Source organism: Acetobacter conturbans, assembly GCF_011516755.1.
GTDB lineage: Bacteria > Pseudomonadota > Alphaproteobacteria > Acetobacterales > Acetobacteraceae > Acetobacter > Acetobacter conturbans.
The window spans coordinates 1-22,725 of sequence record NZ_WOSY01000012.1 but is presented as its reverse complement, the minus strand read 5'-3'; the positions used below and the strand labels follow the sequence as shown (position 1 = coordinate 22,725).

Here is a 22,725-nt window from a genome sequence, read left to right as displayed (position 1 = left end):
GACGGCTGCTGCATGACGAGGGAGCCAGACTCCCTTCACCGTCCGGTCACAAGGGCAAACCACGGTGTAACGGACACAACCTTCCCGCCATAGGGATGCACGATCAGTTGCAGGGAGGTTTCAGGATGCCGCAGATCATAGGAGCCACTGACCTTTCTCGCCGCCAGCGTGTCATGGGCAATGATGATACGTGTCTGTGTCCACGGCTGAAGAGCTGCCGCCATCTCGGCGATGGTGTTACCCTGCGCCACCAGCATGCCGTCACGCCATAGCCCCATGGTTTCAGGCGACTGGGTGTCGACAGTCACCTGACCGCCTTTCACGTCGACCCGCTCCCCCGCATGAAGGTCACGATCAAGGCTGATGCCTCCCTGTGCGAACACATGCACGGCCCCTTCCCGCACGGCCACGGACGTTTCCTCGCCATCCGTCCGGGCGTCGAACATGGTGCCGATATCGGTTGTGGTGACAGGTCCGGCAACCACGGAAAACGGTCTGCTGGTGTCATGATGCACCACAAACCAGGCTTCACCGCGCAGCAGATCGATCCGGCGCGCGTGGGCCGTCATATGCACTGTCAAAGCGGACCGTGGCGCAAGGATGACCTCACTGCCGTCAGCCAGACGAATGGCCTGCGTTGTCCCGGCCTGCGTGTAATGATCGGCCCGCAAACGCAGGGTCAGGTCAGGCACCAGCACAAAAGCCGCCACGCAGGCCGCCATGGCAGCCCCTGCGAATGCGACCGTCCGCATCCTTCGCGAGCCCCTCCGGTCATTGGCAGGACGACCCCACCAGCGGCGTGCGCTGTTCCGTTCCCGTCGCTCGGGAGGTGCCGAGGCCAGAACGCCCAGCGTTTCGTTGATCTCCGCCCACGCCTGCCGGTGCAGCGGACTTTCGTGCAACCACGCCTCGAACTGCTGGCGCAGTTCCGGGTCATCCGGCTCTTCTCGAAGATAGACATACCAGCCCGCCGCCACCTCATCGGGATTACGGGACTCAGTCACACAGCGTCCTCCAACCGGGCGTACCTGACGGCTTCGTTCCGGGGCAGGAAAGATGAACCGATGGACGCGCGGCAAGCTGGATCGGAAAGTCATACCGATAAGATGCGCGGCATCCCCGGTTTTTCATAAAATAATTCAAATGCACCGAGGCCTACTGCCCTTCCTTGCGTATCCGGTTGCAGATTGCCAGCCCCTCGGTAATCAGGCCATGGACCATCGGGATGGACACGCCGAGCATGGCGGCGACTTCCCGCAATTTCATTCCTTCAAAATGATACATGCGGATGGCATCGGCCTGCCGCGCTGGCAGCGCATCCAGTGCGTCGATCACGCGCGTCATGGTTTCACGCGCGGCCACTGTTTCTTCGGGTGAGGCCGCATCGTCGGCAACGGTCGCAGTGACGACATCGAAATCCGTATCGCTGATGCGCTCGATTTTGGCGCGGCGCAAACGGGTCATCAGCAGGTTGCGAACGATGGTGCGGAGGTAATTGCCGGGCGACGAAATGGCGTGTGCAGGCTGCCGCGCGAATAGCACCCACGCGTCCTGTACGACGTCTTCCGCCAGCACACTGTCCCCTGACAACCGCCGTGCGTAGGACAGGAGACCCGAACGGTGCGCTTCATACAGATCGGAAGACAGAGGTTTGGGCTTCAAAGACGCTGGTTCCCGGTGCCACCGCGATGTCGGCATTGCGAAATTAAGAAGGATTCGCAACTTTTCTGGCACAAGGTCCGGCGTTCCGCAAGATTTTGCAGGCGCGTGCCGCTTGCAGGAAAGAGCGGCCGAGACAGACGACAAGACCTTCCGCCCTAGAGGCAGGCCTGTTTTCTGCGGGTAAGACGCAAGTCCCTCAAAAAGCGCATATCACGTGTCTGTCAGAAATTGTCTTTATTGCTGAAAAAACGGGATCGCCAAGCATCCTTACTATCAGAGGGGAAACTCCCCGCGTTCATTCCGGACGCCGTCGGCAGTTGCGTGTTCCGGCCACGCAGGGAGAGTCCATATGCAGTGCGGTTGCCCACTTTTCCGCCCACGAGTTGCGAGTCAGTGTTATTCCCATCCCGCACGGAATAGTCATGCCGGGACGTCGGGAGCCCCGCTGCTTCCATGACCACGCGCACCCTCCGCCGCTGGTTCGTCGTCCACAAATGGACGAGCCTCATTTGCACGCTGTTCCTGCTGATCGTGTGCGTGACCGGCCTGCCGATGCTGTTTTCCGAGCAGATCTTCGATACTTTCGTCGGCGACGATGATCCGCCGTACGAGGTGCTGCCGCCGGGCACTCCTAACGCCAGTCTCGACGTGATCGTGGGCAAGGCGGGGGCGCTCTGGCCGGGCCAGATCATCACGCAGGTGAGCCCGGACGATGACGAACCCGCTGTGCTGGTGTCGATGGCGCCAAGCTGGCAGGCGCTGAAGGACGACGAGAACTATCCGGACCGGCATTCTGGCCACTGGATCAAGTTCGACGCCCGCACGGCAAAAGTGCTGGAGCAGTCCCGCCCGGCCACGGCGCCCAAAGAGCCGCGCACCTGGACCGGGATCATTCTGGGCACCTGCACGCGGCTGCATATGAACCTGTTTGCCGGACTTCCGGGCGCGCTGTTCATGGGCGCGATGGGCGGCGTCTTTGTCGCCTCGCTGGTTTCAGGCGTCGCCCTCTATGGCCGGTTCATGAAACGGCTGCCATTCGGCTCTGTCCGGCGGGATCGCGCCGTGCGCCTGACCTGGCTCGATCTGCACAATCTGCTGGGGGCTGCGACACTGGTCTGGGCGCTGGTGGTGGGCTTTACCGGGCTGGTCAATGAACTCCAGACGCCGCTCTTCGGTTTGTGGCGCGTGACGGACGTGCGCCAGATCCTCAGGCCCTACGCCAGCCTGCCGGTGCCGTCTCAGGATCATCTGTCCTCCGTGCAGGCAGCGTTCGACACGGCGGCCAGAGCGGCACCTGGCAACGAGGTGACGGGCCTGTCCTTCCCCGGCTCTCCGTTCGGCAGCCCTGTGCATTACGTGCTGTGGACACGGGGCGCGACACCGCTGCGCGCCCATCTGTTTACCCCGGTTCTGGTCGATGCCCGCACGGGTGACCTGACCGGGGCGTATCCCATGCCGTGGTATCTGCGCTTCCTCGAAATCTCGCGCCCCCTGCATTTCGGCGATTACGGCGGCATGCCGCTGCGCATTCTCTGGGCGCTCCTTGATGTCGTGGTGATCGGGGTGCTGGTCAGCGGCCTCGTACTGTGGGCCGGTAAGCGGAAAATCGCCACGGATGCCCGGTTGCGGGCTCTTGGTTACGATCCGGACGAGGCGGACGAGCTTCCCGCGCTGGCGGAGGCGACCCGATGAACGCCGTTTCTCCCGAAATCCCCATGCCATCTCCTCCTGTTTCAGTATCACGTCCGACGGTTGCGGTCTGGCCGTGGCCGATCGCGCTGGGGTTGCTCACCACTTTCGGCCTGCTGTCGGCGCTGCTCGGCCAGCACGGGATCTGGCTGGCCCTGTCCTGGGCCTCGCTTTCCCTTCCCCTCATCGTGACGGTGATCTGCCTCCTGCGGGCATGGTCGCGACCGTCTGTCAAAGGAGGTCGCTCATGACCCCGATTTCGTTCTCTCCCTGGGACATGTTCCTCAATGCCGGTCCCGTGGTCCGCTGCGTGATGATCCTGCTGGCCGTGGCCAGTCTGCTGACCTGGACCATCTTTATTGCCAAATCGGTCGAACTGGTCCGCGTACGCCTGAAACTGCAGAAAGCCGAAAAGGCTCTGGAAAACGCCAACACACTCGACCTTGGCGAGGAAGGCACCCGCCAGAACGGGGTCGCCCACACGCTGGTCATGGCGGCCGAGACCGAACGGAAACGCTCGCAGGACATTCCCGACGACACGGACGGCCTCAAGGAGCGCATCGTGCTGCACCTTGAGCGTCTGGAAGCCGCCGAGGGTCGTCGCCTGATGCGCGGCACGGGCGTACTGGCCACGATTGGCGCGACGTCACCCTTTATCGGATTGTTCGGGACCGTGTGGGGCATCATGACGTCTTTCACCGGCATTGCAGCCAGCAAGGCGACCAGCCTTGCCGTCGTGGCGCCCGGCATTGCCGAGGCGCTTCTCGCGACGGCGCTTGGATTGGTTGCCGCCATTCCGGCCGTGGTGATCTACAACCATCTGGCCCGCCAGTCCGCCTCGTGTCGTGCTCAGGTCGCCGATCTGACGGCGCTGGTCATGCGTCTGGTCTCGCGTGACCTGGGCCGCATGCAAGCGCTGACCGCCAGCGGACAGGTGGTGCGGCTGGGTAAATCGCGCGATGCCCGCTCGGTTGCCGGGGAGTAAGCGGCATGATCCGCATCCGCCATACCGATGAGAGCCCGCACGAAGCGCATGAGATCAATGTCACGCCGTTCATCGACGTGATGCTGGTCCTGCTGGTGATCTTCATGGTCACGGCTCCGCTGACCACGGTGAACGTGCCGGTCGATCTTCCGTCCTCGACCGAGAAGCCGACCCCGCGTCCGGATGATCCGGTGTTCCTCACGGTGAAGGCCGATCACGGCCTGGCGCTCGGCGAGGACGATGTGACCATGGACGGTCTGGCCGGAGCCCTCGCGACCGCCAGCAAGGGCAACAGGGACGAACGCATCTTTCTGCGGGCCGACAAAACGGTCGATTACGGCACGCTGATGGGGGTGATGGATAAGCTCCGTTCTGCCGGATACCTCAAGGTGGCGCTGGTCAATCTGCAGGGCCAGGAGGAAGGCAGCGAAGCGGGAACTTCTGCGGTTCCTGCTGGCGGACCAACGCCGTGAACAGCACGGCAGACATCGCGGATACGGCTGAAAATTACGCAGCCCCCTCGTTTGCGGACTGGCAGCGGGGCCAGCTTCGCATGGCCCGACGGGATGAGGCCCTGCGCTGGGGCCTCTCCTTTCTCGCCGTGCTGGCAGTCAGTGGTAGCGCAGTCTGGTGGATCATGCGCTTACCTCCGCCGGTCCTGGCGGTCCCCGAACCTCCACCGGCCGCGATCGCCATCGATATGGCGCCCGAACCGGTCTCCACGCCCACGCCACCTACCGACGCACCCATCGGCCCGAAACAGACCCTGTCCGTCCCCGATCCGACGCCGGTCGATCCACCCAAGATCACGGCTCCCCCGTCTCCCGCCCCGAACCCGCCAGTCCCGGTGCCCAAACCGGAAAAGCTGCCGAAGATCGTCAAGAAACATAAGGCCGTTCCGAACCTGAAAAAGCCGGTCCCGGACAAGACGCCGCCCGCAGAGGCTACGACCGCGCCGCCTTCCTCGGAAGCGCCACCCGCGCCAGCCCAGGCGGCTCCGGCCCCCGGCGCATCCTCGTCAAAGGCCTCGCATGATCCGGTCACCTGGCAGGGTGCGCTGCTGGCACAGCTCGAAAAATTCAAGCGCTACCCGTCGGACGCCATGGCGGATCGTCAGGAAGGCGTGCCGACGGTGACCTTCTCCATGGACCGCAAAGGTCATGTGCTGTCGGTCACGCTGGCCAGCAGTTCCGGCCACCCGCTGCTCGATCAGGAAGCGATCGCCCTGCCAAGGCGTGCCCAGCCGCTGCCCGTCCCGCCGGACAGCGTGGCGGGCGATCCCATCACCCTGACCGTGCCGGTCGAGTTTTACATCCACACCGGTGGAAACTGAGGTTTCCGCTCTTTCTTTTCTCTGATCGTGACAGGATCATTGCCATGCTTGCGTTTTCCGAACATCGCCGTTCTCCACCTGACGTTCATCAGATCCGTCCGGGCATGGGCGCCAGCCACAGACAGGTCCGGCAACTGGAGGAGCGCTGCCGCAAGTCCGGGCTGAAGATGACCGATCTGCGCCGTGTGCTGCTGCACGGCATCCTCGAAGCCGGGGCGGATGCGACGGCGGTGGAGATCTGGAAAGCGCTTCTGGCGATGATGAAAACCCATGCGCCCAGTCAGGGGTCGATTCAGCGCAATCTCAATCTGCTGGTCGAGCGGGATGTCCTGCACCGCGCTGTCGGTCCGGACCGCGTGTGGCGTTACCGTGTGACGCCCGAGCGGATGGAAACGTCGTCCGCCATCACCTTTGTGAATGCCGCAACGGGGCGGAACATTCCGTTCAGCTCTCCGGAAATTGCCGCCCTGCTGCACCGGGCAGCGGCGGAATATGGCCTCGCCATCCGCAGTGCGGCCATCACGGTGGCGCCAGAGAGTGACGAGCAGGGCGCGTAAGGACATCATTTTTCCTCTCGATGTTGAAAAAACGCGTCCGTCATTCGTCTTATAGACAGAGCCCTCCCGCAGGGACGGGACATTCCTCTTGAACTTCATCGCCTGGTTTGTCCGTCACCCGGTGGCGACAACGCTGCTGCTGGTGTCGGCCGTGCTGTCGGGCCTGATGGCGTTGCCCCATCTGCCAGTCTCCGATCTGCCCGATGTCGATCTGCCGGTGATCTCGGTTTCTGCGTCCAATGCGGGTGGCTCGCCAGAAGTGATGGCCCGTACCGTGGCGGCCCCACTGGAGCGGCATCTCGGCAATATTGCCGGGGTGACGCAGATGGAATCCACCTCCACGCGGGGCGAGACTTCTATTTCTCTGGGCTTCGAACTGGGGCGAGATCTGAACGGGGCCGCGCGTGACGTGGAATCTGCGATCAGGGCCTCTCGTCGGGATCTGCCGACCACGCCCGGTTCTGACCCGCAATATCACCGTGCCAATCCCAACGCGACGCCGGTGCTGATCCTGGCCGTGACGCCGGGCCTGCAGTCCATGCCCCGATTGTATGATCTGGTGAACAGCACCCTGCGGCCAATGCTGTTGCAGGTGCAGGGTGTGGGGGATGTCAAACTGCTGGGGAGTTCCGCCCCGGCGGTGCGGGTGGCGATGAATCCGCTGATGTTCTTCAAATACGGCATGGGCTTTGAGGATCTGCGTGCCGCCCTGGCCTCGGCCAATGCCCATACACCCAAGGGCGTCATTGATGCGGGCGGACAGCGTTACCAGTTGTCCGTCAATGATCAGGCGGAACATGCTGCCTCCTATCGGGATATGGTGATCGCCTACAAGAACAGTCGTCCGATCCGGCTGAGTGACGTCGCCACCGTCACCGACAGCATGCAGGACGTGAATGCCGCTGCGTTCTTTGACGGGAAACCGGCGCTGACGCTGATGGTGCGTGCCCAGCCTGGCGCCAATCTGGTCGGCATTGTGGATGCGGTGAAGGCACGCCTGCCGCAACTACGCAGCCTGATGCCGCCGGGGGCTGATATTGCGGTAGCGCGCGATGGTTCGGCGGTCATTCGGTCCTCGCTGCATCACACCCTGATAACCCTGCTGGCCTCCTGTGTGCTGGCTCTCGGTGTGGTGGGAGTGTTCCTGCGCTCATGGACGGCGTCTATCGCGGCGGCCATCATCGTGCCGTGCTGCCTGATGGCCAGCCTCGGGCCGATGCAGCTGGCCGGGTTCGGGCTGGATAATCTCTCGCTCATGGCGCTGACGGTGGTCACGGGACTGGTGGTCGATGACGCCATCGTGGTGATCGAGAACATCATCCGCATGCGCGAACGTGGGCTTTCGATTGACGAAGCCGCTATCGCCGGGGCCAGTGAGGTGGCGTTCACGCTGCTGTCGATCACGGTGTCCGTGCTGGCGGTGTTCCTGCCGATCGGGCTGGCCTCGGGTCTGACGGGGCGGCTGTTCCGCGAGTTTGCGGGCACCGTCGGGATTGCCGTGACAGTCTCGCTGATCCTGTCCTGTATGGCGACACCCTGTCTGACGGCGATCTGCATGCGGTTTTCTGAAAACCGATGGACGGGTCAGCTCGAAACCGGAACTGCTGCTCTTCTGTTTCATGAGAAGCAGCGCGGCAGCGTCTATCGCCGGACGTTAGAGTGTTGCCTGCGCCACCCCGGCAGGACCGCTCTGCTGCTTCCATTGACTCTGCTTGTGACGGGTGTCCTGTTCATCCGCATGCCCAAGATCGTGTTCCCGCGTCAGGATATCGGCATTGTCTCGGGCGGATCGCGGGGTAATGGCAGTTCGCTGGCCCAGACCAAGGCCCGGCTGGAGCACTTCAGCCGCGTGCTGCTCGCTGATCCTGCCGTCACGCATGTGGTCGCCTATCTGGACACCTCCGAGGGTTCCAGCCACGGCATGGTGTTCGCCACGTTGCGGGATATGTCGACCGGTCGGGATCCGGGCAGTGTGATTGCCGCGCGTGTGGCGGCCAGGATGGGCAAGGATATCCATGCCGAATACCACGCCCAGGCGCCGGGCAACCTGATGATGCGGGTGGGGTCGAACAGCAGCGGGGTCAGCTACATTCTCCGGAGTGAGAACGATCGTCTGCTGGGGCCAGCCACGCGAACGCTGGCAAAAGCCCTGCGGCACCATTCTGAATTTTCCGATGTGGACCCCGACGTTGATCCGCCCGGACAGAGCGTCACGCTGACTATTGATCGCGATACCGCCGCTCGCGTGGGTGTCACGCCACAGGTGATTGGCAATACTTTATCGGACGCCCTGGGCCAGACCACGGCCTCGGTCGTCTACACGATGCACGGGCAATACAATGTGGTGCTGACCGTGGAGGACCGCTTCCAGCGCGATCCGGACATCCTGAAACAGTTCTGGATCAGCCCGTCAGGAGGATCGGCGTCCGGCAGTTCGGCGTCGAACACCATCCGGGTCGTGACGTCGGCGGCGGCCAGCACCACAACGTCGACCAGTGCGGCAGCGTTCAGAAACCAGATCGCCAATTCTCTGGCAGGTGGCGCGAATGCCTCCACCGGGTCAGCGGTAGCGACCGGGGCGGAGACGCTGGTGCCGCTCTCGGTGGTGGCCCGGATCACGCCCAGCCTTGATCCGGTGGCGGTGACGCATCTGGGCTATGCCAGCTCCGCTTCTCTGGCACTGGAACTGGCGCCCGGTGTCAGTCTGTCGCAGGCACAGGCGGTCATCGAGCAGGAGTGGCAAAAGCTGCATCTGCCGGATGCGCTCAGCGGTGAGTTGCAGAGCGACGAGGGCGATCTGGGCAAGAGCACCCACGACAGCGAGATCCTGATCCTTGGCGCTGTGCTTGCCGTCTATCTGACACTGGGGATGCTCTACGAGAACGCCCTGCATCCGCTGACCATTCTCTCCACCATTCCGTCAGCGGGGATCGGGGCGGTGATGGCACTGGACCTGTTCGGGATGCCGTTCTCGGGCATGGCCGTGATCGCCATGCTGCTACTCACCGGCATTTCGCTCAAGAACGCCATCCTGCTGGTGGACTTTGCCATTCATGCCGAGCGGCGACGCGGGATGACGCCACAGGACGCTATCCGCGAGGCCTGTCTGCTGCGGCTGCGGCCCATCCTCATGACCACGTTTGCCGCAGCCCTCGGCGCGCTGCCGCTCGTGCTGATGGGCGGCTACGGCATGGAACTGCGCCAGCCGCTCGGCATCGCACTCATCGGTGGGCTGCTGGTCAGTCAGGCCCAGACCATGTTCACAACGCCGGCGCTCTACCTGCTCGTGGCAAAGGGACCTGCCCGACTGCGACGTCTGAAAACGCGACGGGTCGGGATCACCTGAATCGGGCCTTCCCATTCCTGAAAACACGTTGCCTCAGATTTCCAGACCAAGATCACGTCGCCTCCCGAACGACCAGTCAACGCCGCCGTCACCACGCGCGATGCCCGAGACCTCCCGCCCCCGCTGCTTTTCCAGTGACGGTGTCCAGGGCACAAGCTGAAAACCAAGCCCGTCATCGATCATGGCCATGCGACCGGACGCCAGAGCGAAACGCTGCCGATAGGTTCCGGCCACATATTCGCCCGCTCCGGACGGCTGATGGGAAAGCCCCCGCTCCGCTTCCAGGCGCGTGGCCAGTTCGCCGATTTCCTTCTGGCGCAAAGTGCCAATCATCCCGCGCGAATAGTTGACCTTCTCCCCCTCGCGACGGGCCAGTCCCTGATCGACAAGGTAGTCATTCCGCCGCTGGAGCGCGTCACGCACCTCTGCGCCAAAGCCGCCGTCGCCCAGCGCTACTGGATCACGAGCGACAAGCTGACGATCCAGCCAGGTTGCACCCCGTGCCTGCACCTGCTCTTCGACGGAGATATCCGACCGGACAGCGAGCGTCGCCCTGTCTCGCCCGCTGGCATCCTGAAAACGGCGCAATTCGACCAGACCTCCGGAAGGCGCGTCGCCGGTCGCTTCCAGCGCCGGCAAATGGACATGGTGCGTCCGCCCGTCCACCCCGTCGATGATGGCATAGGCACTCCCCTTCAGCTCGTCATCAAGCCCGCGCGCGACCAGCCGGCCGATCACCGGCTCGGCCAGATCTTCCCCGGCCAGCACCCATGACGACGAGGCCCGTTCAATCCCCTGTTCGCTCAGGCCGCGATGGATACGTTTGATGATATCGTTGCGTTGCCCCATCTCACGCAGCGTCGCCTCGGCGGTCTCGTCGAGCCGCCACTGTCCGCCTCCGACTTCATGCGCCAGTCCCATGCGTTCAAGACGGCGGAGGCGTCCGACCTTCATGACCGCGAAAATGTCGGGCTGACGATCTGGAGAAGGCGCGAGGTCGATGATTCCCCGCGCGTCTGCGTCCTGCTGCAACTGCCGATCGAGCTGCGTCCAGCGCTCCGCCTCGACCTGCCGCTCCACGCTTCTGCGGATTTCATTCTCGTTACGCGGCCCGAGTTCAAGCGTGACGAGATTCTGGGCACGGGCTCGAAGCCCTTCACGGATATAATCCCGCGAGATGACCAGATCCTCGCCCTCCTGATCCTTGCCACGAACGATGACATGGACATGGGGTTTGTCGGTGTTCCAATGACTGACCGCCACCCAGTCCAGACGTGTGCCGAAGTCCTGTTCTGCCTGCGCCATCAGTTCCCGCGTGAAGGTTTTCAGATCCGCCATTTCCGTCGCGTCCTCCGGTCCGACGATGAACCGGAAATGATGCCGGTCGTCCTGACAGCGCTCGGCAAATTCACGCGGCGGCACATGGTCGCGCCCGGCCCCGAACAGCCGGGCCTTCTCGCCGTCCTGCGTCACCCCCTCACGCTGGAGATAGGACAGATGAGCACGCAGCGAGGTCCGTCCCCCATGCCGGACCACCCTCGCCTTGACGACCGCAAGCCGCGTCCGTCGCGACAGGAGCCGGTTGGCGCGCATCGCGGCACCGCGGCCGCGTCCGAATGTCGAGGGACCGCGGCCTCCTCCGGCGCCCCCAGGTTTCCCCATCCCTCCGGCGCGGCTGGTCGCCGCCAGCACACGCCCGATGAACGACCGTCCCTGACGGGCACGGGTCGAGCGGATGCGACCGGGCCGGACCCGGAAATCATCATCCCGCGCCATGATGACCCGCACCTTGTGCCAACCCATTGAAAACACGAAGATCACTCAGGCCGACACCTTGGTCCAGCAAAATGACCTTGTAAAAAACCCTGAAAAACCGCCCACCCCAACCATGCCGCACCTTGCGGCTTTTATCTTGCACTAAGCTCCCAAGGCTTCTTTCCTCCCGAAATCCCCGTTTCCCCGAAAGATCGACAGGTCGCATCACCCGGTCCCGCATGCGCTTTCTCATGGCAGCAGCTCTCCCGCGACCGGCACGAACAAGGCCTTCGATGTGAGGGACGCCGTATCCGAAACACGCAGGCGGTCGACGGAGGACTGCCATCGGACATGGCCTGCGAACAGCGTATCTTCGGGCTGAACACGTGCATCGGACACGTCGCCGTCCTGCAACGCGTCTACAAAGGACATGTGCCGATCCAGCAGCCGCACGACAGACGCCACATAATCCCGTGTCTCATGCGGCAGCGGGCGGCCTGTTGACAGATGGGCCTCATAGCGTCCGGGGCCGGCATTATAGGCTGCGAGAAACCCCGCATCACCGTACCGGTCATGCAGCAGACGAAGGTAGGTCGCCCCGGCAAGAACATTGTCATGCGGATCAAACGGATCGGCTCCGAGATTGAGATCACGCCGCAGTTCCTGCCATGTCGCCGGCATGATCTGCATGAGTCCCATGGCGCCCTTTGCGGACATGGCATGAGGATCGCCGCCGCTTTCGACCTGCAGCACGCCGTGGATCCACTCAGGCGGCAAAGCGACCTGCCGTGCGGCCTCCCTGATCAAACCATCAATCGGCTGCGCATGTGAGGAACAGGGCGCGAGCACCAGCACGAGCCCGATCCCCGCAGACCAGAGGCAGAAAAGGACAGGCCGGACAAGCGCCCTTCCATCACCGTGCCGTTGTCGGAAACGTGCAGGTGGTCGCATCATTCCCGCGCTCCCTGACGTTTCGTCGGGCGGCTCCATACGAGTTGCCAGACACGCCCACCCCGACCGGACTGGAACAGGGTCGCGCGCATGGCGTGTGTGAGTGACGGGTCATCCAGCACGACGACGACATATTCGCCGGCCCGCTCGCCCGTGCGCGTCCAGGCTGCCCCGACTTCCGGCCCATCGGTGCTGTCACCGAGATGGATCCGATAATCGGGTGCGTTTCCGCCATCGGATGCCTCGATGCGCACCAGCGTCAGTTCGGCATCCAGCGAGAGCGTGCGCAGGCGTCCCGAGAAACCTTCTGCCGTGCGCGTAAAGAGTCCGATCTGAGCCATGTCAGTGATCCCCGGAAAAGAAGTAGGAAGACGGCGCAGCAGCGCGCGGGAAACCTCCCGGTAGCCAGAGTGGCGTCGCGCGCCCGATCACACTGGTGGCGGGGAGGGGGCCGAAATACCGGCCATCCAGACTGCGGGGCTCGGCAGCATTCATGACGAAGACCTCGCGGCTCCCGAGCTGATGGCATCCCCGCCAGACAGGCAGGAGGCGACCACGATGATCGACACGCAGAGCCTCACCGATGTTGTGGCCATCGACCGTGACGTGCGTGACGGTGCGACAAACGGTCTGCCCGCTTACCGCCGCGACGGGCTTGAGCAACGGCACGCCGCGCGGAAGGTAGCCGCCACGTGCCAGCATGAGTGCCTGTGCCTCTGGCAGACGCAGCGCCACAAGATCTCCGACATGCACCGCGCTGTCCGGTTGCAGACGATAGAGGCCCACCGGCACGCTGGCCGTGGCGTTCCAGAGCAAGCGTGGCGCCGGATGGAAAGCCATCGACAGGCCCATGCCCAGAGCGGAAAAAACCGTGGAAAAGAACCAGCCCCTGCGTGTCATGATACGGCCCTCCCGTGTCGCCACGCGTCATGACAGGCACTCATGGAGCGCGGCTTCGCATGTTTTTCGTGCAGGCTGTGTGCAAGCTGTCGCCAGTAATCCGGTTCGACCTGCACCAGATTGATGCGGCGCCGTTCCAGCGCTTCAATGCTGCGGAGAACGGTCCGGACCTGTGGCCAGCCGGCGCAATGCAGCAGCCGTTCAGCACCGGTCGGAACGAAGGCTAGCCGCTCGCGTGGTTCACCGGCCTGTGACGCCCGCACGATGTCGATACAGCAGGCCGCCGCGCCATCATCGGTCTGCGTCCAGCGCATCAATGCAAAGACAGCGCCCGGGGCGAAATACAGACGGCGGCGATAACGGTCGAGACGCTGCATTTCCAGAGGATGGCCAAAGCGCAGCCATTGTTCGATACGCTTCTCCAGCCAGGTGAGTTCGAGAGGCGTCATCACCTCACGGTGGGCATGGTTCATGCGCGGTCTCCTCCGCATAAGAGCGGAACGGGAGCCTGACGATTGTCGGCACTCGCGCCCCTGACAGACGCAACCCAACAGGCGACAGAACGGCGTCCGGCATGACGCTGCCCGCAGGAGCGCCCTGCTTCCATCGCAAAACTGTCGGCAGATGTCGGCCCGAAGCGGGCGATTTTTGTGGTAATCGAGAACTCACGCGCGCGCCCTGGCGCAGTGTACAAGTACTGAATAGTTATAATATTTAGTACTCTTAGAGAGTCATATTTTCCCGTTTTATTGTAATAACTTATGAAGAAGTCCCATTCCCGATAGGCCGGGGATTCGATTCCTGATAGGCCGAATGGCATCACGAGTCCTCCACGTGGTTATCCACACCATCCTGTGGATAAGATTCAGGGACGGTATCGGGGGAGAAACGGAGCACCGGTGTGGTCCCGGCTTCCAGTCGCAGCCGGTAGCCGGGCAGGCTGTCAGCGGTGACGAGGCGGCGGATCTCGAAGAGGAAGCGCGGATAGGGAGAGCGCGAGGCCGATTTCTCGTGCAGGTGTCGCAGATCGAAAGCCCAGCCGTCCTTCTGGCGTCCGGCATGCCGCCGGACCAGCAGATACAGCCAGCGCTCGAAACCACCCGTCAGGGTAAAATAGCGCGGGTCGAGGTCCAGAACTGCGCGCCGGATGACGGCATCGCACAGCCACTGGGGCAGGATCAGGTCGAGTTCGCCGCGCCGTTCCTGCCATGCGACGACCCACGAAAACCCCTGCACGCCGTCACGGGTCTGGCGCAGCGACGTTGTGACACACGTACCGGCCAGCCGCTCCAGCCCGGCCCGAAGCCGGTCATAGCGGGTAGCGGTTTCCCCCCGTCCGAGAAAGCGCAGGACTTCGCGGATGCTGCCCCGGACATGAGGTGACACCGGACGGCCCCGCCGCCGCGCCACCACCAGTGTCGAGACAGCCCAGATCAGGATGTCCGCATCCCAGATCGTGGCCATAGGACTGCCGTCCTGCCCTGCAACCTGCATGGTGACGCGCCCCATGCGAAAGCTGACCGGCACGTGACGGGGCGACTTGCTCAGGCTGAAAAACGGCCAGGACATCAGATCGATCAGCAGGCAGGGCGAGAGCACCTGGCGTAAAGGAGGGGCGTTCATGCGCGCCTCCCCTGTCTCCGGCTGCCGAGCACGCGGGCAATCTCGTACGATGTCTCGGACGTGGACCGGCAGGCGACGTTGTCGATCCAGTGCCTGATGTCGTCGACATGGTAGAGAACGCGCCCACCCATCTTGCGGAATACGGGACCGCCACCACGACACCTGTAGCGTTCAAGCGTGCGCGGCGAGATATTGAGCTTGTGGGCAGCCTGTGGCGTGGTAAGCAGCTGCTCGTGCAGAAAACTGTCCTGACGCGGATATGGCGGCGTCATGCTGGCCTCCGTCGGTTCGGGCGTTACAGGGCGCAGCGTGGACGGGTATTGTCGGGTCGGGGACGCACGAAAAACGCGCCTTCTTATGGAGCGCACGGTCCGGTCCCTGTATCGGGCTATGTGTCGTTCCGGATATTCGAAGCGGGCATCGGGTGCTTTCGCGCAAAACTGGCATCATGTTTTGAGACGAAAACGAACCGGTCGCAGCAGGGAGAAATACTCCCGCCCTTCTGTCATGCGCCGGGCCATTTTCAGCAGGCGTCCCACACGGGACCGCTGGGAAGAGGTATCCCACTGGCGTGCGTTCATACTGCGCACAGACGGATCGAGAACGCGGCCAATCTCGCGCTGGGACGCCCCTGCTGTTTGTCCGGCATAAGCGCAGATGGCGTCGGCGGTCTGCCACGCACGGTATCGTGAGAGAGAAAGCTTTCGTGGCAGGCGGGGAACATTGGTTCCTGTAAGCCGTTTCAGGAAACGCCGCAGCTCTGCAATACGGATTTCCTCACCACCATCCAGGGGGATCAGTGCCGCTGCACGACATCGGGCCGCCGGGCTGCGTATCTGCAGGTGCTGACAATCGTCGCTGTCGTGCAACACGAATGCGACGATGCCGGATCCCTGTTCCGGTGACAGTGATCCCATGAGAAGACGATCGGGGATGGACCGGACGTGAAAACCTTCAGGCGCTTCGATAAGGATTGTTACGCCCGGATAGGCGTCAGCACTCCAGAGAGCAGGCTGAACCCAGGCTGGGATGTCCGGATCTGCCGGAACAGGATAACCCCCAGTGCCGGGCGAAATCGCCGATCCGCTCGTAGCGCATACGGAGATCCTTCAGCGTTTCAAGCTGGCGGTGCAGATGGTGATATTCCGCGATATACTCGGGAATATGCCGAAGCAACTCCTGCGCCAGTCCGGGGCCATCAAGCAGGCGCAGATGTTCGCGGAACCGTTGATCATGCCACTCGGGATGCTGGTCCATGTCGGAATTCTCCCATTCACGGACAGAACTACCGGGATAGCGAGGTATCGACATAGGTGCGCAAAACAGGGCACTGGCCCGTCTGTACGATGCAGAACCGATATGTATTCCACCGCCTGAAACGATGCCCACGTTCATCCGGACGGCCACGACGGTGCGGACCATGGAAAAACGCCTGCACATAGAAGGGAATTCCGACCGAAGATGCGTCGCATCGCAAAAAAGGGCAGTGCGGTCACGCGTCGATCCATGATGACATATCTGTGATCGAAGCGGTGACGATGATGCTATGGGCTGATCGAAAGGACGATGCAGAAAAATGAAGCCCCCGTCAGACGGGAGCCTCGGTGTCGCGTCGTGCCAGTGCCTCTTTGAGTTCGCGCTCGATCTGCGTCCGCTCGCGGCGGCTCAGATGAAAGCTGGTCAGTTCAGCGCGCAGCGCGTGGATCTGGTCGTGTAACGTGGTCATCGTCCTGCTCCTTTCCTTTCTCGAAGACAGGACGGACGGCTCATGCCGGGTGGACCGGGTCAGGGATCCCCGCAGGCGACCGGCCTGCCGGCGCGCGGGGGTGCCGATTTTGTCCGGTGCGCCCGGCACGGGTGTGCCGGAGGAAATTGGGGGGGACCGCGCGTCCTTGAGGCGGTTCGCCTCGCGCATGGTACGATGGGAAGGCTGAGGGAAAGCCCTGTCCTCTCTTCCCGGCCCACGGAAACATGGAACGAGGCCCGCGCTCCTTTATGGCCCAGGCCCCGAAAGACCCCGCCCGGCAATCCGGACGGGGTTATCCCGGTGGGACGTTCAGTCCCCGTTCCGGCTCCGGGGACGCGTCCAGATGAGGGTGTATCCGTCGTCCTCCTCTTCGGTGAACAGGTTGGCGAAAATGGGGGCCGAGAAGGACGGATCGTCGAGCTTCAGGCTCAGGTAGCTGCGGCCTTCGGTGGAGCGCTTGCTCCAGGCGGCTCCGATTTCCACGCGTCCGACATAGACGCGATAATTCGGGGCATTGTCGTTGGCCCGGTTGATTTCGGGCACCAGCCGGACATTGCGGGTCTGGAGTGCGAGGGTGACGATTTCGCCTTCGAAGCCTTCGCCCACCTTCTTGAAGGAACCGATGTTAGCCATTGTCGTGTCTCCATGCTGTTATCGGGCCGCGACCACCGTGGCCTCGATGGCGATCGACCAGCCGGAGGCGAGCGGCAGAGCACCCCTCGGGGCCGAAGCGCAGCGGAGGGCGGCAGGACCGGCACTTTCTTGCCTCGCGAGGAATGACGGCGCAGCCGGCAGGGGAAGAAAGTTCCGGGACGCCGTTGCGACTGGCCGATCGAGGCGCAGCCGTCTTCCGGCCAGATCCGCCATCAACCAGAGGCCATGGTGTGCCGGCACCGTCAGCCCCCGGAGACATTACGGCTGACACTCCCTGTTCCACATGGTGGGCCGGTCGATGAGGCGGAAACCGTTCTCCCCGCACATCCGCACTCCATAATCCTGTGTGCCCGTCGATATCCGCCAGCCCACACGACGCCCCTCACCGCATGCCGTCAGTCGGTTACGTAGGAACATGGGAGGGATAGAAAGCGCACCGTGAGGGTGATGCTCTGCATTGATGCACCGATCCGGCATTCCCGGCTCCCATCCCTATCCTGTCCGGTTCCACCAATGAGGAGGGCTACATCGTCCCATCATTCCGCTTCAGCGCTCGGGGCGTCACGGGGACTGAGCACCCCATCGTTCCTCCACTCCGGCTCACCGGGTGGGGTCTTTCGGGGCTGAAAAGCCAGTATCCATAAGAGCGGGTTTCAGCGTTGGACTGAGTGCCCTCACCTTCGTGTCGTTTTCGTGAAGTTGACGCATATCAACGACAATAATCGTCATGGAGCAGCGTATGGTCGCAGGATTCTCCATTCGCCAGATCGACCGGACCGCACCAGACCCTGAAAGAAGCAACGCGTCATGAGATACGCCCACAGCAATTTCGAAGCCTTCGTATGCCCCGAAAAACCGGTCGGGATCGACTCCCGCTCGGCATGGATTGTCGGCGGCGGTCTGGGCGGCATGGCGGCCGCGGCCTTCCTGATCCGCGACGCGCGGATGACGCCTTCGCGCATCACCATCCTCGAAGCCTCCGATCTCAACGGTGGCGCGCTGGATGGTGCAGGCAATGCGGAGACCGGCTGGCTGATCCGTGGTGGCCGGGAAATGGAAGAGCAGTTCCAGTGCCTGTGGGATCTGTATCGTTCGATTCCCTCTCTGGAAGTGCCAGACGCCTCGGTGCTCGACGAGTTCTATCGCCTCAATCGGGTCGATCCCAGCAGCAGTCCGGTTCGGGCGATGTGCGGACATGGGCAGCCTTTGCCGGGCCGCGATCTGCTGAAACTGACGGGCAAGGCGCGGCACGAGATCATTGCGCTTATTTTGGCGGAGGAAGACACACTCGACGGCAAGACGATCAGCGATGTCCTCTCCCATGACTTCATGGAATCGAATTTCTGGCTGTTCTGGCGCTCGATGTTCGCCTTCGAGACATGGCACAGCGCAATCGAGATGAAGCGTTATCTGGCTCGCTTCGTGCATCAGATCCTCGGGTTGAAGGATCTGCATACGCTGAAATTCACGAAATATAATCAGCAGGAATCGCTGAGCAAGCCGCTGGCGACATGGCTTGCCGATCAGGGCGTCGTGTTTCGGCATGGTGTGCAGGTGACCAACGTACGCGTCGATACGTTGGAGGGAAAGAAAGTCGCAAGCCGCATCGACTGGCTGGAAAACGGGCGGCCGGGCGGTATCGACGTCAGCACGAACGATCTGGTTTTCGTCACCAATGGCTCCATGGTGGAAAACTCCCGCTGGGGCGATCATCACACACCCGCGCCGATCGATACGACGATCGCGGAAGGAAGTATCTGGCAGTTGTGGCGCAACATCGCGGAGCAGGATCCGGCTTTCGGACGGCCTGATGTGTTCTGCGGTGACACGACGAAATCCCGCTGGGAGTCCGCGACCCTCACCACGTTGAGCGCGCGCATTCCCGATCTTGTGCATAAGGTCACCGGGCGTGATCCGTTCTCCGGTCGCACGGTGACGGGTGGACCGATCACCATTCAGGATTCCGCCTGGCTGATGAGCTGGGTTGTCAGCCGCCAGCCGCACTTCAAGGGCCAGCCGGCAGAGCAGATGGTGGTGTGGTTGTACGGTCTGTTCAGCGATGTGCCGGGCAACTACGTGAAGAAGCCCATGCAGGACTGCACGGGCGAGGAGATCACGCAGGAATGGCTGTTCCACATGGGCGTGCCTGCGGATCAGATTGACGACATGGCAGCGACAGGCGCCATCACGCGCCCCTGCATGATGCCGTTCATCACAGCCCAGTTCATGACGCGTTCGGCAGGTGACCGCCCGAAGGTGGTGCCCGATGGCAGCGTCAACCTTGCCTTTCTCGGCCAGTTCGCCGAGACGCCCCGCGATACGGTGTTCACGACGGAGTATTCGGTCCGCACGGCGATGGAGGCCGTCTATACGCTGCTCAACGTCGATCGCGCCGTGCCGGAGGTGTTTGGCAGCGTCTATGATGTCCGGATGCTGTTGCAGGCGGCGGCAGAATTGCGGGACGGAAAGAAAGTGCCAGCGTCCGGGCTGCTGCGTCATCTGACGGACGGAACGGAAGTGGATAACCTGCTGGAGCGTTACGGGCTGATCTGAAGAAATCAGCGCAAGGTCATGGCGCTCAAACGCCTGGCTCCTTGCGGAACCTCCAGACCGGAATGCCCATCTGCTTTGCCTTGTCGGCGAGATTGTCCTGGATGCCCGATCCTGGAAATACCATGACACCGACGGGCAGAACTTTCAGCAGGGCGTCATTGCGCCGGAACGGGGCGGCCTTGCCATGCCGGTTCCAGTCCGGCTTGAAGGCGATCTGCGCGACCTCGCGATGATCAGCCCAGCGGGAAGCAATGAATTCCGCACCCTTGGGCGAACCACCATGCAGCAGCACCATTTCGGGATGCTTGTCCCGCACCTTGTCGAGACGGTTCCAGATCAGATGGTGGTCCTCGTAATCGAGACCGCCCGTGACCACGATTTTCGGGCCGGCAGGCACCAGCAGTTCAGTCTCAGCCTTCCGGCGGGCATTAAGGAAATCGCGGCTGTCGATCATGGAGGCCGTCAGGGTGCTTCGGCTGACCAGAGAACCGGAGCGCGGCCGCCACGGTGACATGGTGAGGCGTTCGAACTGTTCGCAGGCAAGATCACGAAAAATCTCGTAAGCATTACGTCGCTCCAGCAGGGTCAGGCCCTCGGCGATGAGGCGCTCCAGTTCCACCGAACGGATCTCGCTGCCATCCTGCTCCTGCTGACTGCGCTTCTGCGCCGCCTCGTTGCGGTCGAGATCGCGCTCCACCTGCCCGACCATGCGGTGAAAGACATTGACTGTGGACCAGAGCAGTGGTTCGAGATCGGGCTCCAGCCGCGTGTCGGTCAACGTAGCGGACAGGGCATCGAAGATATCGGCGACCGCGCCCCCCATCTGGGTGGCATCGGGCAAGGGCTTCGGGTCCGGCTCGTCCTCAAAGGGACGGTGGCCGTAAAGCTGGAGTTCCGCCAGCACATAGGCGGTGGACGATGCGGCGTGTGCGGGTTCGAAATCGTCCTGTGTACGGGTCATGGGTCTGTCCTCCGGTCTCGGCCGCGCCCCTCGCGGCCTTTCCGGGGGCGGATAGCGGCAGACGAAGGCCGGGCCGGAACCGCGCATCGCGCGGCCGGAACGCAGTGGAGGATGGCAGGAAGACGGCTATTTTGCTTCGCGATGCAAAGCGCGGACGCAGTCCCGCGCGGCGGAAAATAGCCGGCTCCGCCATTGCAGGCCCGGCCTGGCTGACGCCCGCTCCCCTCCAGGAAAGGCGGCGGGCGCGCCCCATCCGGAAACGGGACAACCCCGCGCCACACCGGAAAAAAGATGACCCTCACACCCCCTTCCCGGCCCGCCTCAGTGCGCGACGGGTTGCAGAAACCGCGCCACATCCTGCGGGGCAAGCTGGGGATGCAGGATCGCCCGCATCGCTCCACGCCCAAGAGTGCGGAGATCATCGTTGAAATCCGCCAGATGGGGTGACAGCACGAGGCATTCGATCCCAGCCTCCTGCGTCCGGGCCAGCAGGGTCGTCACCGCATGGTCCCCGGCGAGATCGTCATCGCGCAGCACATAGAGACGGCGCAGCGTGGGCGAAAATGCCATGGCGGCGAGATGCGCCGAGGACAGGCAGGCCGCCAGCGCCAGATCGGGCATGACCTCCCGGAGCGAGAGCACCGTTTCGATCCCCTCGCCTGCCGCCAGCACGTCGTTGATCGTGCCAAAACGCACAGCGTTGCCGAGCAGGTCGCCCATCGCCCGACGGGGCATTTCGACAGGCGCCTTGCCACGTCCGTCGCGCGCCAGCCAGGTGCGATGCACGCCGGTCACGCGACCTTCGACATCGGTGACAGCAGCGATCATCGCGGGCCAGGTCTCGTTCAGGCTGTCGGCATCGGCGCGATAATAGCACTCCGGGTGGAAACGCAGAGCGGCCAAAGGGGAAGAGCGCGTCAGATCGCGTCCCCGCAGGTAGATACCCGCGACACCGGACAAGGGTCGACTGGCATCCCACAGGCGGCGGGCGGCGTCCGTGCTGCTGCCTCCCGTCTCGGGTCGGTGCGACGGGGCCGTTCGCAGGCGATCCGCCGCCCGGTCAGGTTCAGGCTGCGGCAGGGCCAGAAAGCTACGCGCCTCATCAGCGACGTCGCGGAAATCCAGCAGTCCGAGGCTTTCACGAATGATGTCGAGCAGGTCGCCGTGCTGCCCCGTCGCCCCGTCCGTCCACTTGCCTGCGCAGCCTCGCCCGTCAGGGCCACCATGCAGACGCACATAGAGTGACCGTCCCGGTGTGTTCTGGACGTCGCCGACCAGCCAGTAATTGCCATGCCGCCGACCGGCCGAGAGGTAATGGCGACAGACCGCCTCGGCGTTCTCGGCCAGCCTGCGAGCCAAATCACTGGCGTTCCAGGCTTGCTGTCCCGTCATTGCACCCTCCCGGCGGGCTTGATGCCGCCATGATTCCCCCGTAACCGCAGAACCAGCGGGTTCCGGCCCGAACAATAAAGAAGGTGCCACCATGAAGATTGCCGATCTGGTCGATCATATCGCCACCACCACCGAGGCCAGCAAGACCGACACCCGCAAGGTGCTGGACGCGCTGATCGAGGCCATGACCGCCGCCGCGAAAGCTGGCGATGAAATCACCCTGCCGAATTTCGGCAAGTTCAAGGTGAAAGAAGTCGCCGCCCGTGAAGGCCGCAACCCGGCGACGGGTGCGACCATCCAGATCGCGGCCTCGCGCAAGCTGGCCTTCACACCGGCCAAGGCCCTGAAAGACAGCCTGAACGACTGACCTGCCGACAGGCAGAAGGCGGCGGACCTCGTCCGCCGCCCCTTCTCCATGATGCCTGTTGTTCATCACCGGCGCGCTCATCCGGCTTTCTCCATCAGTTTGCGTGCCCTGCCTTCCAGATCCAGCCGCGTGTCCTGATTAGTTTTCGTGCGCGCCAGCGCGGTGATGCCCTGTACGAAATCGAACACGCTCTCGGGCTTGCGTCCTTCCTCGTTCAGGACGGTCTCGATGATGTTCGTGGTTTCCGGTT

The 22,725-nt window shown here is 63.1% G+C and carries 25 protein-coding genes and 1 pseudogene; 9 read left to right on the top strand and 17 right to left on the bottom strand.

Annotation, left to right across the window (positions count from 1 at the left end; translation table 11 throughout):
- Positions 1-35: 35 nt before the first annotated feature.
- Together GOB81_RS12495 and GOB81_RS12490 are read right to left on the bottom strand one after the other, a co-directional pair.
- On the bottom strand, positions 36-1,004 hold the full coding sequence (locus tag GOB81_RS12495) for a FecR domain-containing protein (RefSeq protein ID WP_173570766.1): 969 nt from the start codon (positions 1,002-1,004) through the stop codon (positions 36-38).
- Between the two features lie 151 nt (positions 1,005-1,155).
- Positions 1,156-1,662 (bottom strand): RNA polymerase sigma factor, encoded by a 507-nt coding sequence (locus GOB81_RS12490; protein ID WP_242010247.1) that lies wholly within the window; start codon positions 1,660-1,662, stop codon positions 1,156-1,158.
- 453 nt (positions 1,663-2,115) lie between these two features.
- Between GOB81_RS12490 and GOB81_RS12485 the strand changes: the two genes are divergently transcribed.
- The 7 genes from GOB81_RS12485 (at position 2,116) to GOB81_RS12455 (ending at position 9,572) form a co-directional block, all read left to right on the top strand.
- Complete coding sequence (locus GOB81_RS12485; RefSeq protein WP_173570765.1) at positions 2,116-3,354, top strand: PepSY-associated TM helix domain-containing protein; 1,239 nt, start codon at positions 2,116-2,118, stop codon at positions 3,352-3,354.
- Positions 3,351-3,602 carry a hypothetical protein gene (locus tag GOB81_RS12480; RefSeq protein WP_173570764.1) on the top strand — a complete coding sequence of 84 codons (252 nt, stop codon included), beginning with the start codon at positions 3,351-3,353 and terminating at the stop codon, positions 3,600-3,602. The genes GOB81_RS12485 and GOB81_RS12480 overlap by 4 nt, the downstream gene beginning before the upstream one ends.
- Positions 3,599-4,336 carry a tonB-system energizer ExbB gene (gene exbB / locus GOB81_RS12475; protein WP_173570763.1) on the top strand — a complete coding sequence of 246 codons (738 nt, stop codon included), beginning with the start codon at positions 3,599-3,601 and terminating at the stop codon, positions 4,334-4,336. The genes GOB81_RS12480 and exbB overlap by 4 nt, the downstream gene beginning before the upstream one ends.
- A 5-nt stretch (positions 4,337-4,341) precedes the next feature.
- Entirely contained in the window at positions 4,342-4,809 is a 468-nt protein-coding gene (gene exbD, locus GOB81_RS12470; RefSeq protein ID WP_173570762.1) for a TonB system transport protein ExbD, read from the top strand.
- Positions 4,810-4,889: 80 nt separating this feature from the next.
- The gene (locus tag GOB81_RS12465) at positions 4,890-5,669 is read left to right on the top strand and encodes an energy transducer TonB family protein (protein ID WP_173570818.1); all 780 of its coding nucleotides are present in this window, start codon (positions 4,890-4,892) and stop codon (positions 5,667-5,669) included.
- Positions 5,670-5,713: 44 nt separating this feature from the next.
- A complete protein-coding gene (locus GOB81_RS12460) occupies positions 5,714-6,226 on the top strand; it encodes a Fur family transcriptional regulator (RefSeq protein ID WP_173570761.1) in 513 nt (170 codons plus the stop codon).
- Between the two features lie 88 nt (positions 6,227-6,314).
- Positions 6,315-9,572, top strand: coding sequence for an efflux RND transporter permease subunit (locus GOB81_RS12455; protein WP_173570760.1), 3,258 nt, complete (start codon positions 6,315-6,317; stop codon positions 9,570-9,572).
- Between the two features lie 33 nt (positions 9,573-9,605).
- Here GOB81_RS12455 and GOB81_RS12450 read toward each other — a convergent pair whose 3' ends face one another.
- The 13 genes from GOB81_RS12450 to GOB81_RS12390 form a co-directional block, all read right to left on the bottom strand.
- Positions 9,606-11,348, bottom strand: coding sequence for a relaxase/mobilization nuclease domain-containing protein (locus GOB81_RS12450; RefSeq protein ID WP_173570817.1), 1,743 nt, complete (start codon positions 11,346-11,348; stop codon positions 9,606-9,608).
- Positions 11,349-11,576: 228 nt separating this feature from the next.
- Positions 11,577-12,281: a lytic transglycosylase domain-containing protein gene (locus tag GOB81_RS12445; RefSeq protein WP_242010246.1), complete on the bottom strand. Its 705-nt coding sequence runs from the start codon at positions 12,279-12,281 to the stop codon at positions 11,577-11,579.
- On the bottom strand, positions 12,278-12,619 hold the full coding sequence (locus GOB81_RS12440; RefSeq protein ID WP_173570759.1) for a DUF736 domain-containing protein: 342 nt from the start codon (positions 12,617-12,619) through the stop codon (positions 12,278-12,280). The genes GOB81_RS12445 and GOB81_RS12440 overlap by 4 nt, the downstream gene beginning before the upstream one ends.
- Position 12,620: 1 nt before the next feature.
- The gene (locus GOB81_RS12435) at positions 12,621-13,178 is read right to left on the bottom strand and encodes a S26 family signal peptidase (RefSeq protein WP_173570758.1); all 558 of its coding nucleotides are present in this window, start codon (positions 13,176-13,178) and stop codon (positions 12,621-12,623) included.
- Entirely contained in the window at positions 13,175-13,651 is a 477-nt protein-coding gene (locus GOB81_RS12430; protein WP_173570757.1) for a DUF2840 domain-containing protein, read from the bottom strand. The genes GOB81_RS12435 and GOB81_RS12430 overlap by 4 nt, the downstream gene beginning before the upstream one ends.
- A 346-nt stretch (positions 13,652-13,997) precedes the next feature.
- Positions 13,998-14,801: a replication initiator protein A gene (locus GOB81_RS12425; RefSeq protein WP_173570756.1), complete on the bottom strand. Its 804-nt coding sequence runs from the start codon at positions 14,799-14,801 to the stop codon at positions 13,998-14,000.
- Positions 14,798-15,073, bottom strand: coding sequence for a helix-turn-helix transcriptional regulator (locus tag GOB81_RS12420; RefSeq protein ID WP_173570755.1), 276 nt, complete (start codon positions 15,071-15,073; stop codon positions 14,798-14,800). Before GOB81_RS12420 ends, GOB81_RS12425 begins: the two co-directional genes overlap by 4 nt.
- A 174-nt stretch (positions 15,074-15,247) precedes the next feature.
- Positions 15,248-15,718 (bottom strand): DUF2285 domain-containing protein, encoded by a 471-nt coding sequence (locus tag GOB81_RS12415; RefSeq protein WP_173570754.1) that lies wholly within the window; start codon positions 15,716-15,718, stop codon positions 15,248-15,250.
- A gap of 76 nt (positions 15,719-15,794) precedes the next feature.
- Positions 15,795-16,058: a transcriptional regulator domain-containing protein gene (locus tag GOB81_RS12410; RefSeq protein ID WP_173570753.1), complete on the bottom strand. Its 264-nt coding sequence runs from the start codon at positions 16,056-16,058 to the stop codon at positions 15,795-15,797.
- Between the two features lie 331 nt (positions 16,059-16,389).
- The gene (locus tag GOB81_RS12405; protein ID WP_173570752.1) at positions 16,390-16,527 is read right to left on the bottom strand and encodes a hypothetical protein; all 138 of its coding nucleotides are present in this window, start codon (positions 16,525-16,527) and stop codon (positions 16,390-16,392) included.
- Positions 16,528-16,857: 330 nt separating this feature from the next.
- Positions 16,858-17,181 carry a DUF736 domain-containing protein gene (locus tag GOB81_RS12400; RefSeq protein ID WP_173570751.1) on the bottom strand — a complete coding sequence of 108 codons (324 nt, stop codon included), beginning with the start codon at positions 17,179-17,181 and terminating at the stop codon, positions 16,858-16,860.
- 18 nt (positions 17,182-17,199) lie between these two features.
- The gene (locus GOB81_RS12395) at positions 17,200-17,442 is read right to left on the bottom strand and encodes a hypothetical protein (RefSeq protein ID WP_338421360.1); all 243 of its coding nucleotides are present in this window, start codon (positions 17,440-17,442) and stop codon (positions 17,200-17,202) included.
- A gap of 18 nt (positions 17,443-17,460) precedes the next feature.
- A complete protein-coding gene (locus GOB81_RS12390; protein ID WP_173570750.1) occupies positions 17,461-17,679 on the bottom strand; it encodes a hypothetical protein in 219 nt (72 codons plus the stop codon).
- 330 nt (positions 17,680-18,009) lie between these two features.
- On the opposite strand from GOB81_RS12390, the gene GOB81_RS12385 reads away from it, so the two are divergent.
- On the top strand, positions 18,010-19,755 hold the full coding sequence (locus tag GOB81_RS12385; protein WP_173570749.1) for an oleate hydratase: 1,746 nt from the start codon (positions 18,010-18,012) through the stop codon (positions 19,753-19,755).
- A gap of 25 nt (positions 19,756-19,780) precedes the next feature.
- On the opposite strand, the gene GOB81_RS12380 is transcribed toward GOB81_RS12385, so the two are convergent.
- Together GOB81_RS12380 and GOB81_RS12375 are read right to left on the bottom strand one after the other, a co-directional pair.
- Positions 19,781-20,716, bottom strand: a complete 936-nt coding sequence (locus GOB81_RS12380) for a DUF2493 domain-containing protein (protein WP_173570748.1) — start codon at positions 20,714-20,716, stop codon at positions 19,781-19,783.
- A 321-nt stretch (positions 20,717-21,037) separates the two neighbouring features.
- The gene (locus GOB81_RS12375) at positions 21,038-22,108 is read right to left on the bottom strand and encodes a DUF7146 domain-containing protein (protein WP_173570747.1); all 1,071 of its coding nucleotides are present in this window, start codon (positions 22,106-22,108) and stop codon (positions 21,038-21,040) included.
- 88 nt (positions 22,109-22,196) lie between these two features.
- Between GOB81_RS12375 and GOB81_RS12370 the strand changes: the two are divergent.
- Positions 22,197-22,475, top strand: a pseudogene (locus tag GOB81_RS12370) (HU family DNA-binding protein); the annotation flags it as partial.
- Positions 22,476-22,725 lie beyond the last annotated feature (250 nt).